This is a genomic window from Kitasatospora sp. NPDC051853 (assembly GCF_044452665.1).
Taxonomy (GTDB): domain Bacteria; phylum Actinomycetota; class Actinomycetes; order Streptomycetales; family Streptomycetaceae; genus Kitasatospora.
In genome coordinates this window covers 1-12,873 of sequence record NZ_JBITBY010000024.1, presented here as the reverse complement: position 1 = coordinate 12,873, position 12,873 = coordinate 1, and the positions used below count along the sequence as shown (strand labels likewise).

The window sequence follows — 12,873 nt, the reverse complement described above, 5'->3', positions numbered from 1 at the left end:
CATGTGATCAATCGGTTACGGACTGCGTGGGCTCTGTGGTACTTCTGGGGACTCTTCCGCCCCCCGGTTCTGTAGCCGGGAGCGCGGCAAGTGGGACAGGGGGGGGCAGTGGTTGATCTTGCCGTAGCCGAGGCCGCCGAGGAGCCTGACGAGGACGACGATGAAGGGTTCGTTCACCCGATCTTCCGGATGGCCCCGAAGGAGGACAGCGGGTCCGACACCCTGCGCAACTACCGCTACCAGGCGGAGGTAGCCGCCAGGACGTGCCTCGCCATGCTTACCGAGGACAACATCGACTACATCGTCTGCGAGTGGCACGAGGACTTCGTCATCGCGTATGCGGACGGCTCGGTCGAACTCGTCTCGGTTAAGCACCGCACCAAGCGCAGGAACCCTTGGAACGTGGCGGACATATGCAAGGACGGCGGCTTGGCCCACCTCTTCGACCGCTGGCGAGCCTGCGACGGTGCCAGCAACGTTCGGCTGCGCCTCGCCACGAATGCCGGCCTCACCACGGGGAAGCCCGGAGCCGCCACGCTCTCCGCCATGTGCGGACCTGACCCGGAAGTCACTGCTGGCGTGGACGCCATGGCCGAGGCTGTCGCCCGGTACTTCCTCAAGATCCGCTGGAAGCAGGCGTACGCCACCATCCCCTTGGTACCCGAGGTCTCCAGGCTCGCCGACATTGCCGTCCCGGTTGGCTTCATCGACACGGTCAAGGAGTTCTTCGCCGTACTGCACATCGATGACGAGCTGCCGTCCAACCGGCACATCACGGACGTGAACCTACAGAGCCTTCTTCGGCCGGCGATCGCGACGCTGCAGCGCGAGCATGTCGACACCGAGGCCACCTACCGGGCCCTGGTCGAGCGTATCGACAAAGCCAACCGTGACGAGGGCGACCGCGGACAGCTTGCTGTCTACATCGCCGACCCGAGCAGGGTCCGCTACAACGTTCAGGTTCAGCAGCGCATCGCCCGCCGCACTCTGTACCGCAGCACGGTCCTGGAGCAGTTTGTCTCCAGTTTCGCCGTCGTGCCGACCTTCGCCCAAGGACAACTCCCCGTTGCCGCTCCGGGCGGAGGGAACCTGCGCAAGAAGTTGGCCCGGGGAGGTGTTCCCTCCGACCAAGCCGCCCACGCGGAGAGGCTCCGCTCCGCCTGGTATGTGCTCTGGGAACAGCACCGATCGGGTCTGGCTGGCGACACCACCGAACTGGCCAACGCGAGCCTGGACGTGGTGGACGCCGCTTTCGCCAGCCGCGACCAGGCGGAAAGCGAGGCTGTCGACGGTGCTTTGTACGGCCGGCGCATGAACCAGCTGCTCACCCAGCACCTGGTGCCTTCCAACCTCTCGACGCCCCTGCCGTTTCGGGTCAACGGGCAGCACCTGCGCGGCTTGGCCTACGAGCTCTGCGACCGCTGCGACTTCTACTTCTCCGAGCCGTTCGACACCTCAGAGGAGGAAGCGTCGTGACGAGCCACAGCGACCGCGCGGCTGCCGTCGCGAGGATCAGAGACCGCGCCCGGCGTCAGGAAATGCGCGAAGCCCACTACCACGAGGCCCGTATCCTCCTGCTCATCGACAAGTTCACCGCGACCAAGAAGGGCCTGAACGGCCTCACGAAGCTCGCCAAGCTCGACTTCCTGCTGCGCTACCCCGCCATGCTCGACCGTCTCCTGGCCGAAGACAACATCAACTGGCCGCATGGGACACAGCCCACCTCCTCCGAGCGCCTAGCTGTCGAGAGCCGCATGACCCGCTACAAGTACGGCCCCTGGGACCAGCGCTATTACAGCATCCTCGGATCGCTCACTGCCCGCGGCCTAATTACCTACACCAGCGCGGACCGCGCCGAGTTCCGGGTCACTGCCCAAGGGGCGATTGCCGCCACCGCGCTGGCCACAACGGACGAGTGGGCCGTGGTGGCCCAGCGGATCGACCTCCTGAGAAGGCACTTCAACAAGTCAGGAACAGCGTTGAAAACCCTCATCTACGACCGTCTACCGGATGCGGTCGACAGGCCTTGGCGCACGGAGATCTGATGGCAGTCCACCTCCGCTTCATCGCCCTCACCGTCACCACGGCTGACACCGAGAAGATCTACCGCTTCGACGGACCGGCCACCGTCGTCAGCGGTGCCAGCGGCACCGGCAAGTCCAGCCTCCTCATGCTGCTCAAGCACGCGGTCGGCGGCAAAGCGATGCTGACACCCGCCGTCCGCAACCACGTCCACTCGGTCCGCGTTGAGATTGTCGTCGGCGAACAGCACATGGTCCTCAAGCGAACCATCAACGACAACCAGACCGACCGCGTCGACATCCTTGACCCCGAAACCCTGACGCTGCGCCGTACCCTCCCCCTGCGCGCTGACGCGGACGAGGAATCGCTGTCCGACCTCCTGCTGGAAGCGCTGGACTTCCCCCGCGAGAGCATCCCCACCAGCCGGGAAGGGAAGTCCACCACACGCGACCTCACCTTCGTCGACCTGTTCGCCTACGTCTACCGGGAAGCCCGCGGCATCGACCGCGAGGTCGTGGGACACCTCGACACCTGGTTCAAGTCCGCGCGTACTCACCTGTTCAAGCTCATGTTCGGGCTCACCGATAGCACCATCCTGGAACTTGCACGACTGCTAGGCCTGCTGAAGGAGCAGCTCAAGTCCAAGACGGCCGAGTACGAGAACGTCCAGCGCTTCCTCGCCGCAGCCGACCCCCGCACCGACGAGGAACTTCGCGCCGAGCTCGCGAATCTGCGTGACATGCTGCAGCGTGCAGACACTGCCCTCGCGGCACTGCGCCACGAGCTGGAGGAGAACAGCGCAGCTGACGCCGTACTCCGCCAGGAACTGCGCGAGGCGGTCGAGAGCGCAAGGGAGGCCGCCCAGGACCTCTTGGCCGCCCATGACCTCATCGAAGCCCGGGAAGCGGTCGTCGCCCAGATCGAGGTCGACCTATCCCGTCTGGAGCGCTCCGCCGCCGCGATCGAAAAGCTCTCCCCGTTCGACTTCATCGTCTGTCCACGCTGCATGCAGCGGCTCAACGCACGACCGGTCCCCGACGACCACTGCCTGGTGTGCCTGCAGCCCGATCCTACGGACGACGATGTGGACCCTGCCGCCATTCAGCAGACCCGCAGAGCCCTGGAACAACAGCTCCAAGATGCCCGAGCTGTCCTGGCTGCAGACACTGAAGTCCTGCAGATTGCGCAGGGTCGCGTCCAGCAGGCCGACTTCCTGGCGCACACCCTGCGCCGGCAGCTCGACGCACAAACCCGGGACATGGTGGCCCCGCGCTTTGAGGCCATCGCCGATGCGAGCGCCCGCGCGGCCACCCTCAGGGCGAGCATCGACGCGGTTAGCCAGTTGCGCGACTACTGGGCCCGCGCCCGCGCAATCGACCAGGCCGTTCGCGACATCAAGGAACGCCGTGCCCGCGCTACCGCGGACAAAAAGGCCCGATCCGCCGAACTTGCCGAACGAGAAGGTCTGGTAACTGACCTCAGCCGGAACTTCAACGACATGGTTGTCGGTCTCCGGCCCGCTCCCTGGATCGAGTCGGCAACCATCGACCCCGGGACCTACCTGCCACTGATCAACGGCGGTCCATTCGAAACCCTTCAGGCCGACGGAGGCGGCATCGTGACATGCATCAACGTGGCCTACAGCCTCACCCTGCTGGAGTTTGGCACCACCAACCCCGACGTTCTCGTGCCTTCCCTGCTGATCATCGATTCTCCACGCAAGGCATCAGGCACCAACGCCGACGACCAAGAACGCGGTCGCCGTATCTACCACCGCCTCCAAGCGATCGCCGAGACCTACGGCCCCCGGATTCAGCTGATCATTGCCGACAATGACTCCGCACCGATCCCCAGCGCCACCTTCGGGAAGATCGAACTCGACTACGACCATCCAATGGTCCCAGGAGTGGTCCATCCCGGCCCCGGGCACACCAGCCGAACAGAGGACGAATACGAGGACCGATCGCGTTGACCACTTCACCTCGTGCCTCTGGCTATCCACTACGATCGCGTCCCTGGAGTGGAGATCCCGTAGGTGTCCTGGTCATTCTGGAAACGCGTAGCGCCCTATGATCTTGCCGGTAGGGTCGCTCAGTACAGAGAGGGCTGCTGATGAGCAAGAAGGTTGTGGAGCTGCCGGAAATACCCGGAGCCGGAGAGGAGCTTGAGGACTACATCGCAGCACTCTTCCAAGCCTCGGGCCACTTCGTAGAGAAGCAGATCGTCGAGTCTGACCCTGCGGACCTCCTCGAACTTGACATCGTCACCACTGACTACGCACATGAACAAGCCACGCGGCGGCTCATCGAGGTCAAGGGTGGAAAGTGGGGGTACACCGATCTTTTCAAGGTCGTCGGCTGGATGCGATACCTGAAGATCCAGCACGGAGCCTTCTTCCATACTCGCTGGGACGACCGCGAGACTGCCCCCACCAGGATGACCCCTCTGGGGCTGGAGGTCGTTTGCTTCGAAGATTTCCAAGCTGCCCCGGAGCACTTCTCGGAAAAGGGTTTTGGCACCTTTGTGGAGCCGAAGCTCATCGCCTTGTGGCGGTTCTCGTACGGCGTGGAACGTAGGTTCGTTCATCTGATCCATGAGCGGGCAAAGAAGGGTGAGCAGGGCGCCAGGTCAGCGAAGACGTACCATCGCCAGATCAACAACGGCACCTTCCTGGCACGGGCTCCCGAAGAGTCTGCGGCGATGCTGTACGAGGCGTACCAGGAGCATCCGCAGCTGACGCGCGGCTATGCACACGAACTCGATGGGGGTACGTTCGATCCACAGTCGGCGCCCGCCAGTAGCCCGAGCTACGAGGCGATGCTCAACGGAAAGTATCCGGAGCTCCAGGCATGTACGTACCTTGAGCATCGTGCCCGCCTGGCCATTCTCAAGGCTGCCGTCGACTACGCGCTCACGCACCCCGACGGCGCGCCAGAATTCCGTCTCTCGGAGGATCGAGAGGTTTTCATCTTCCAAGGTCTGACATATCACGCCCTCCCTTCAACCTTCCATCGGGGCATGGAGTGGCTGAGGGAACAGCCGAACTTTCGACGGTACGCGACTTTCTGGCAGCAGTTTTTGTGGGGATGGGGAGGTTTTTACCTTGAGGATCGGAAGGAGCAGGAGTTCAAATGGATGTCGAAGTACTCCGGCATCCCGGCCGACGAGATCCCGATAGCACTCGAAGCCTTTGACCACTTCTTCCCGATCTCGAGCGGGTGGTTCGTTACCGCAGGGGCGACGGATGTTCGCATGGTAAAGCTGGTGCCTTTGATATTCCAGGGACTTGGCGCTCACCACCGCCGCCTCCAGTACGACCTGATTGACCAGCCTAACCTCTCCGCTCTGAACCCAAGTTCCTGGTACACCCTCAATGACCTTCATAAGCGTATCGGCTGCGCTGTCGACTTCCTACTTCTGACGGAGAAGGAACTCAAGTAGGCGACGTGCCGAACTGGATCTCTCAGAACATTGGGGCGGCCCGAACCGTACTGCGTCCCGCCACGGAGCTGGAGCCTGCCTCGCACACCCATCGCCTGCCCGGGTCACCTCGACCACTGTTACGCCCACTCCACGCCGTGTTCGGCGAGTTGTGCGAGCTGATCCGGGGTCAGCCTACTGCGGCGGCTCTTGGTGTTGTTGAGCCAGGTACCCAGCGCAAAGGGCGTCACATCGCCTCCAGAGCCTACCTCCAGTGCGAGCGGCTGCCTGTGGGTCCGGGGCACGCGAGGGTGGCCGTGCTCGGCGACGAAGGAGGCCAACGCTGCGAGGCCGGCCGCGAACCGGTCACTGCGGCTCTTGTTCGGCCGGGCCGCCACCTTCGCCCGGGCGGCGGCCAGCTCCTGGTCCTCCTCGACGCCGATCGCCGCCAGGAGGTCCTGCTGCTCCTGGTCGAGCACGGCGAACGCGCCACGCTGCGCCTGCACCCAGCGTCCAAGCGCCTCGCCCTCGAACTCGGTCTCCACGTCCAGCGCGGCCCAGTCCACCCGGCCGTCGGACTCCAGCCACCACTGCCGGGCGGTGGCGTAGGAGCGCTGCCAGGTGATCGGCCAGCGCGGCGCCCATGATGATCGGTGTGTGGTTTTCATCGGGGTTCGGCGTTGTTGTTCACTGGTTCGGGACAGTGTGTTGTGGCTGGTGGCCAACTTTTTTGAGGGGAGTTCGGTGAAGGGCAGGGGCCGGGGTTGTGGTGAAGCGTTCCGCTGTATCACGGTGAAAAGCTGACGCCGATCGTTACCACGATGCCTGTGCCTCGCTTCTGGGGTCGGAGCAGCACCCGGTCGAACGTGTCCTGTGCCGTGCCATCGAGCCTTGGCCGCGCTGGTCAGGTGACTCCAGGCCGCGCGGCCCGCTCCGTACCGTCGGTCGATTCGGGCGCTGCGTCGTTGGAGGAGCTGAACTGCTCGCCGATGTTGTTCCACATGAAGCCGTCCTGCCAGCCCTGCTTCCCGGCAGCCCAGCCGAGCAGCGCCGTGAGGACCTTCTCCTGGGACACGGTCATGGTCTGGAAGTGCTGCTCAGCCACGCCATCGCGGTATTCGAGCTGATAGGTGTTGTTCTCGCGCAGCAGGACCTGGATGTACCAGTCGCCGGACCGCTCGCCATCCACCCGCTCCACGACCATGTGGGCGTTGCCCCGCCGCAGGTTCGCCAGCATCGTCCCGATGGCGGGCTTGGTGGCGCGCTTCACCACGTGGCCACGCTCGTTGGTCGCAATCAACATGGCCAGATCATCCAGCAGGAGGCTGACACCGCCGCCGCGTCGAACGGGCTCGTCCGCCGGTCTCGTGCAGGGCAGTGAGTGGTGAACGCCTCAGGCCGAAGCCCGAGTTGTGGGCCAGGGGCGGGATGGTCTTGGTGGTTCGGCGTGTGGTGAAACGCCATGGTGGTGGTTTGCCTTCGATCGGGTGTTGTCGCGCGGCGTGTCGGTATCGCGCAGTGTCGCGGTGGACAGCCTGACCCGCGACAAGGCCCGGTGCGAAGTCGACGGGTGCCGACCGGAACGGGGGAGTGGCGGTGTCCGAGCCGGTGGACCGGTCCGCGGCCGTGGCCCGGTTGATGGACCTGGACAGCCGGGGTGAGTTGACGACTGCTCATGTACGGCTGGTCGCCTCGTCTCTTGGGGTAACCGTGCGGGCGGTGTGGTACTGGGTCGCCGCCGCGCGCAGGGAGGGCCGCCTCGTACCGCGCTCCCGCGCGCGCGCGAGCGTCACCCCGGAGATCCGGCGTCTGCTGGCTCTGTGGGGAGGCAACGTCTCGGCCGTCCACCGCGAACTGGCGGCCCGCGCGGCGGACGATCCCGAGGCCGGGCCGATGCTGTCGCTGTCGGCCCTGCACCGTGCCGTGGTACGGGAGCTGTCAGCGGGGGAGCGGGCCGGCCTGCGGGGCGGGGAGGCCGCCCGCCGGGCGTACGACGTGTTCGGGAAGCGGCCGGCGATGTGGAGGAACGCCTGCTGGGAGGGCGATCACAAGCATGTGCCCGTACAGGTCGATGTCGAGGGCGAGTTGACGTGTCCGTGGATCACCTGGTTTATCGACTGCGCCACCAAGCACGTCCTGGGCCTCGCGGTGACCCCGCACACCCCTTCCCGCGACGCGGTCCTCGCCGCGCTGCGCACCTCGATCACCCGCACCGAACCGTTCGGCCCCGCCGGCGGCCTGCCCGCACTGGTGCGCGTCGACCGCGGCAAGGATTTCCTGTCCACCACGGTCACCGCGGCGCTCGGCGCCCTCGCCGTCCCCGTGCACGACCTGCCCGCCTACACACCGCACCTGAAGGGCACAGTCGAGGCGCTGAACGACGCGGTGGAGGAGATGCTCCTCGTCTCCCTCCCGCGCTACACCCACCGACAGAAACTCACCGGCGGTCGGCTCGCCGATCCGGACGCGCCACCGCTGACGTTCCCGGCGTTCGTCCAACTGCTGCTGGACTGGGTGCGCTGGTGGAACACCGAGCACCACCCGGCGGCCCTGAAGGGCCTCACCCCGCTCCAGGCGTGGAACGCGGACCCGACGCCGCTGCGCGACGTCCCGGCCGAGCACCTCGCCCTCTTCGCCCTGGAGGACGACGGCCGCACCCGCACGATCACCACGAACGGCATCTCCTGGCAGAGCCGCGACTACATCGCCGCCTGGATGGTCGGCCACACCGAGACGAAGATCCGCCTGCGTCACCTCCCGCACCACGACAGCGAGATCGAGGTGTTCGACGCCTCCACCGGCCGCCACCTCGGCCCGGCCCATCTCGCCGAGCAGGCGAGCCCGGAACAGATCCGCGCCCTGAAAGCCGCCCGCACCGCCGCAGCCCGCCGACTGCGCGCGGACCTGAAGGCCGCCGAGAAGCTGCGTCGCCAGCGGTTCGCCGCCGTCACCACCGCGGCCCCACCCCAACCACTGGGCGCCCTCACCGCCGCCGAGGCCCAGGCCGAACTCGAAGCAACCGACGGCCGGGATCTCCGTGCCCTGGCCCTGCCCGGACTGATCCCGCACGCCCCGCTCCCGGACGGCTGGGTCCTGCCCCAACCCTCCGGTCAACCCCGCCGCAAGCCACCCGGCAGGCGCCCCTCACCACCCGACACCGACACCGACCCGCCACGGTGACCCGGCCACACCGGCCCGCCCACCCTCACCCGGCGCCGCTGCGAATAGCGAACACCCAGGTCCACCACCGCGGCCTCGTCCACTCACGACAACTCCGTGCCCAGGTAGGAGAACCATGACCACCGCACCCGCCCTACGCCCCGGCATGCTGCCCCCCGAGCGCGCCGACCACTACCTCAACCTCGCCGGCGCCCGCGTCGTGGCCACCGAGGCGCTGCGCACCACCCAGGACAACATCGCCGCCACCCTCGAGGCCCGCGCGATGATGGTCCTCTCCGGAGCGGCCGGCAACGGCAAGTCGTTCTCCGTCAACGCCGCGCTGCGCCACCTCGCACCCCGCAACACCTACCGCGTCGCGTTCCGGGCCCGCCCGACCCCACGCGACATCCGCCACGAACTCTTCCGCGCCCTCGCCCTGCCCGGCGAACCGCCGCTGCGGCCGATCGAGTTCGACACCGTCCTCAAGGACGCCCTCGCCCGCTCCTTCCACGTACTGGTCTGCGACGAGGCCCAGTGGCTGTCCCGCGAATGCTTCGAGTACTGGCGCTACCTGTGGGACGACCCGGCCACCGACATCGCCGTCGTCTTCGCCGGCGGCGACGGCTGCGCCAAGGTCCTGCGCCGCGAACCGATGCTCGCCTCCCGCGTCTTCATCTGGCAGCAGGCCCTCCCGCTCACCCTGCCCGAGGTCCTCGCCACCATCCCCGCCTTCCACCCCCTGTGGGACACCGTCGACCCCGACCTGATCGCCCTGGTCGACAAGCAGGCCGCCCACGGCAACTTCCGCGCCTGGGCCCGCATCACCAAACACGCCGCCGACGGCCTCGCCGCCCAAGGCCGCACCCACGTCGACGAACACCTGCTGCGTCAGGTCTACGACCGGCTCGGCACCAGCCCTAACCCTCGCGCTCGACCCGGGCGACACCCCCGCCTGCACCCACGCCGCCCTGGCCGCCCACCACCCCGCCGCCGGACAGGTCACGGTCCACCCCACCCCCGGTACCGACCACCCGGCCGACCTCGCCCACGACATCCTCGCCGCCCTCGGCAAGTCGTATACAGCGCCCGGGCGTTGGAACACCCAACCGGCCCCTACCTGGGCCGCCGCCGCGGCCTGGGCCCGCACCTCGCGCCTGCACCACCTGATCCTCCTGCGCGGCCACCTCCTCACCCCCACCCGCCTGCGCCACCTCCTCACCTTCCAACAGCGCACCGGCGCTCACCTGACCGTCGTCTGCCACCGCCGAGCCCCGACACCCGCCCTCACCCGGGCCCTGGCCGGCACCGACCACACCATCACCCACGGCCTGCCCGCCTACGCCCACCCCTTGCCCGACCGCGGCACCCGGCCCGCACCCCACCCCGCCCCACCGGCGCACTCCCTGCCCTGGCTCACCCTCCCCGCCCTGACCGACCTCGCCCTCACCGACAGGCTCAGAGGCCCCTGTGACTGCACCCCACCACCGGCCCCCGCCGACTGGCTCCCCACCCCGCCCCCGACCGGCCGCCTCGAAGAAGCCACCACCCGCCTCACACGCCTGGCCCACCCCGCCCACGCCGCAGCCCTCGCCACCACCCTGATCACCGGCGCCGACTTCGACCAGATCGCCGAGGCCGCCCCCACCGACTACCACCCCTCACGAGCCACCCTCACCCTCCACGCACCCGCCCGCGACCGCATCCCCACCCGCTGCGCGGCGTACCGCGTACCCGCCTGGGCCCGCCCCCTCCTGGACGCTGCCACCCGCTACCACCAGCACCACAAAACCCGCAGCCGCCGCCTGCTCACCGAAACCGAACCCACACTGACAGCGCTGCTCCAAGCCGCTGAACACTGCCGCCTACGGCCCCCGCAAGACCCGTCCGGCCGTGGCCGCGGCCGCTATCCCCGCCCGTACTTCCCTGAAGCCCTTCCTGACGGTCCTCACTGGACCGCCTGCATCCCTCTGAAGAAGCTGCCTCCGGACCTTCAAACTGCCGCCCTGCGCTGAGCGGACCGCGCCCCAGCACCCAGGCAGGCACGGCCCCAGCACCAGCCGACCGCCGCGACCACCACGGCCAGGACCACGCCGCCGCTCACACCTCCACCAGCGCCCACGCCACGCCGTGCCCGGCGAGCTGCGCGAGCTGATCGTCCGTCAGCTTGGCGCGGCGGGCTTTGGCGTTGTTGAGAAATGCACCCAGGGCCACTTCGATGACGCCCTGCTCCTCGCCGTCCGCTCCGGCCTCCACCTCCTGGCGGTGCGGGCGGGGAACCCGCGGATGCCCGTGCTCGGCCACGAACGCGGCCAGCGCGGCGATGCCGAGCGCGAACCGGTCCGAGCGGGAGACGCGCGGCCGGGAGTCCGCCGCGGCCTTCGCCGCCACCAGCTCCGCATCGGCCTCGATGCCGATCGCGGCCAGCAGCTCCTGCTGCTCCGCCTCCAGGCCCGGGTGGCCGGCGCGCTGCGCGAGCACCCACCGGCCGAGCGCCTCGCCCTCGAACATCACGTCCTCGGCCAGCTCGGCCCAGGCGACCTGGCCGTCCGACTCCAGCCACCACGACCTGGCGGCGGCGTAGGCGCGCTGCCAGGCGACCGGCCAGGTGGGGCACCACCACGGGTCGATCTCCTCCAGCGCCCGGCGCCGCTCGGGCGCCAGCGACCCCGGCTCACCCTGCGGCACCTGCGCGGACGCCCTCAGCTCAGCCAGCCAGGTGCCGATCGAGTAGCCGCCCACCGAGGCCCGGGCCGGGGCCGCCAGGCTCGAACCGTGGTCCTTCGCCCACACCCGCGCCCACGAGAGGCCGGCCTCGAACCGCGCATCCGACACCGACCACACCATGTCGAACCCGTCGAGCTGCTCCACCCTCCATGGCGCCAACTCGCCCGCCGCATTCTCCACCCGGCGGTCCGACAACCACCGCCCCAACGGATAGTTTCCGTTCTCCCCGACCAGGGCCGCATAGGGCACGTTCAGGTGCCCGTGCTCCTTGTACCAATTCCGCACATGGCCGATCGCCTCACGCCACAACTGCGTTTCACCGGTCAACACCCGCGAGGCGATAAACAGGGCCAGGACGTCGTCCTCGGGGGCGGACTCGAAGCGGACCGGGAGCGTGAACGCCCCCGTGCCATCGGCACCGCCACCATGCCCTTCACCAGGTGCGTAAGTCGCCTCGGCGCTGCGCCCGGTGGTGCGGCGGCCGCTGCGCTGCGGCACCGCGAGGGCTTCGACCATGCGTTCGTCGTGTGACCTCAAAGCGGCCAAGATTTTGACGAGCCCGTTATAGCTGTCAGACTCCAGAATGTCCCCAGGCTTCTCCCCGGGCTTGAGGAAGACGGGCACGATAAGGCTCGCCATCTTCTTCTCCCCGGGCTTGATCCGAAGAGCCCGGCCGACGGCCTGGACGATATCGACCATGCTGCCCCGGCCGGAAATCAGAACCGAATCTGCATTCGGGATATCGACTCCCTCGCCGAGGATCTTGCACTGGGCGATCACCCGGTACCCCAGGCCGTCGTCCTCCTCGGTCAGTCCGAACTCCCCGATGACCTCCTCCCGGAAATCCACCGAGTGCTCCCCGGAGAGCCACTGCGACCAGACCTCGGCCGGGTATTTCTCCGGGTCGCTCTCGTGAAGCCGCTCCGCTGTCTGGTTCAGCGTCTCGGAGAAATACCGGGCCTCCAGCGTGCGGTTGTGGAAGGTGATGGTGCGCGTCAACCCCCGCTCGGCGGCGACCTTGAGCAGCCCGGCCTGCATCGCCGCCAGCTGCTCGGCCGGCACCTCGTCCTCGCTCCCGTCCTGCGCCTCACCCACCCCCGCGCCCCACGGCACCGGCTGCGCCTTGGCGGCGTCCCGGTCCGAGCGCGGATCCCGCAGCTCAACCACCACCACCTCGAACGGGGCGAGCAGCGATTTTTCCACCGCCTCGGCCAAGCCCATGGAGAACACCATCGGGCCGTAGATCCGCACGTCATCCATCGACACCGCCAGCTCCTCCGGCAGCGGCTGGTGCGCCCCCTCCCGGCCCGTGGAGGCCTTGAGCGCCTTCTTGGGCGGCGCCCAGATGCGCGGCGTCGCCGTGCAGTAGGCGCGCCTGGCCGCCGGGATCAGCGCCTGGTCGTGCACCACCGTCCACGTCTTCTCGACATGCCCGGACGAGCGGTGCGCCTCGTCGCAGACCATCAGGTCCAGCGGCGCCAGCAGCTCCTGCCTGGTGCGGGCCCAGAACTGGTACGCGTCCGCCACCGCCCCCACCGAGGCGTAGGT

The 12,873-nt window shown here is 68.0% G+C and carries 9 protein-coding genes and 1 pseudogene; 7 read left to right on the top strand and 3 right to left on the bottom strand.

The features are described from left to right. The first annotated feature begins 108 nt into the window (after positions 1–108). The 4 genes from ACIA8O_RS39350 (at position 109) to ACIA8O_RS39335 (ending at position 5,463) form a co-directional block, all read left to right on the top strand. Positions 109–1,476, top strand: a complete 1,368-nt coding sequence (locus ACIA8O_RS39350) for a dsDNA nuclease domain-containing protein (RefSeq protein WP_396298897.1) — start codon at positions 109–111, stop codon at positions 1,474–1,476. Further along, positions 1,473–2,045, top strand: coding sequence for a hypothetical protein (locus ACIA8O_RS39345; RefSeq protein ID WP_396298896.1), 573 nt, complete (start codon positions 1,473–1,475; stop codon positions 2,043–2,045). Before ACIA8O_RS39350 ends, ACIA8O_RS39345 begins: the two co-directional genes overlap by 4 nt. Continuing rightward, complete coding sequence (locus ACIA8O_RS39340; protein ID WP_396298895.1) at positions 2,045–3,994, top strand: hypothetical protein; 1,950 nt, start codon at positions 2,045–2,047, stop codon at positions 3,992–3,994. Before ACIA8O_RS39345 ends, ACIA8O_RS39340 begins: the two co-directional genes overlap by 1 nt. Before the next feature lie 140 nt (positions 3,995–4,134). Further along, a complete protein-coding gene (locus ACIA8O_RS39335; RefSeq protein WP_396298894.1) occupies positions 4,135–5,463 on the top strand; it encodes a hypothetical protein in 1,329 nt (442 codons plus the stop codon). Positions 5,464–5,582: 119 nt separating this feature from the next. Here ACIA8O_RS39335 and ACIA8O_RS39330 read toward each other — a convergent pair whose 3' ends face one another. Next, a complete protein-coding gene (locus ACIA8O_RS39330; RefSeq protein WP_396298893.1) occupies positions 5,583–6,110 on the bottom strand; it encodes a helicase associated domain-containing protein in 528 nt (175 codons plus the stop codon). Positions 6,111–6,346: 236 nt separating this feature from the next. Further along, positions 6,347–6,745 (bottom strand): hypothetical protein, encoded by a 399-nt coding sequence (locus ACIA8O_RS39325; protein WP_396298892.1) that lies wholly within the window; start codon positions 6,743–6,745, stop codon positions 6,347–6,349. A 335-nt stretch (positions 6,746–7,080) separates the two neighbouring features. On the opposite strand from ACIA8O_RS39325, the gene ACIA8O_RS39320 reads away from it, so the two are divergent. From ACIA8O_RS39320 to ACIA8O_RS39310, 3 genes and pseudogenes are all read left to right on the top strand, one after another. Beyond that, positions 7,081–8,622 (top strand): Mu transposase C-terminal domain-containing protein, encoded by a 1,542-nt coding sequence (locus tag ACIA8O_RS39320; protein WP_396298928.1) that lies wholly within the window; start codon positions 7,081–7,083, stop codon positions 8,620–8,622. A gap of 115 nt (positions 8,623–8,737) precedes the next feature. Further along, positions 8,738–9,181, top strand: a pseudogene (locus ACIA8O_RS39315) (ATP-binding protein); the annotation flags it as partial. A gap of 769 nt (positions 9,182–9,950) precedes the next feature. Then, complete coding sequence (locus ACIA8O_RS39310) at positions 9,951–10,613, top strand: hypothetical protein (protein ID WP_396298933.1); 663 nt, start codon at positions 9,951–9,953, stop codon at positions 10,611–10,613. A gap of 85 nt (positions 10,614–10,698) precedes the next feature. Here ACIA8O_RS39310 and ACIA8O_RS39305 read toward each other — a convergent pair. Beyond that, on the bottom strand, positions 10,699–12,873 hold a 2,175-nt coding region (locus ACIA8O_RS39305; protein WP_396298891.1), incomplete at its 5' end, for a Helicase associated domain protein.

Excerpts from the sequence above, each read along its gene's own strand:
- ACIA8O_RS39320 (WP_396298928.1), top strand. The coding sequence starts at position 7,081 with ATGGACCTGGACAGCCGGGGTGAGTTGACGACTGCTCATGTACGGCTG.
- ACIA8O_RS39325 (WP_396298892.1), bottom strand. The coding sequence starts at position 6,745 with ATGTTGATTGCGACCAACGAGCGTGGCCACGTGGTGAAGCGCGCCACC.
- ACIA8O_RS39330 (WP_396298893.1), bottom strand. The coding sequence starts at position 6,110 with ATGAAAACCACACACCGATCATCATGGGCGCCGCGCTGGCCGATCACC.
- ACIA8O_RS39335 (WP_396298894.1), top strand. The coding sequence starts at position 4,135 with ATGAGCAAGAAGGTTGTGGAGCTGCCGGAAATACCCGGAGCCGGAGAG.
- ACIA8O_RS39340 (WP_396298895.1), top strand. The coding sequence starts at position 2,045 with ATGGCAGTCCACCTCCGCTTCATCGCCCTCACCGTCACCACGGCTGAC.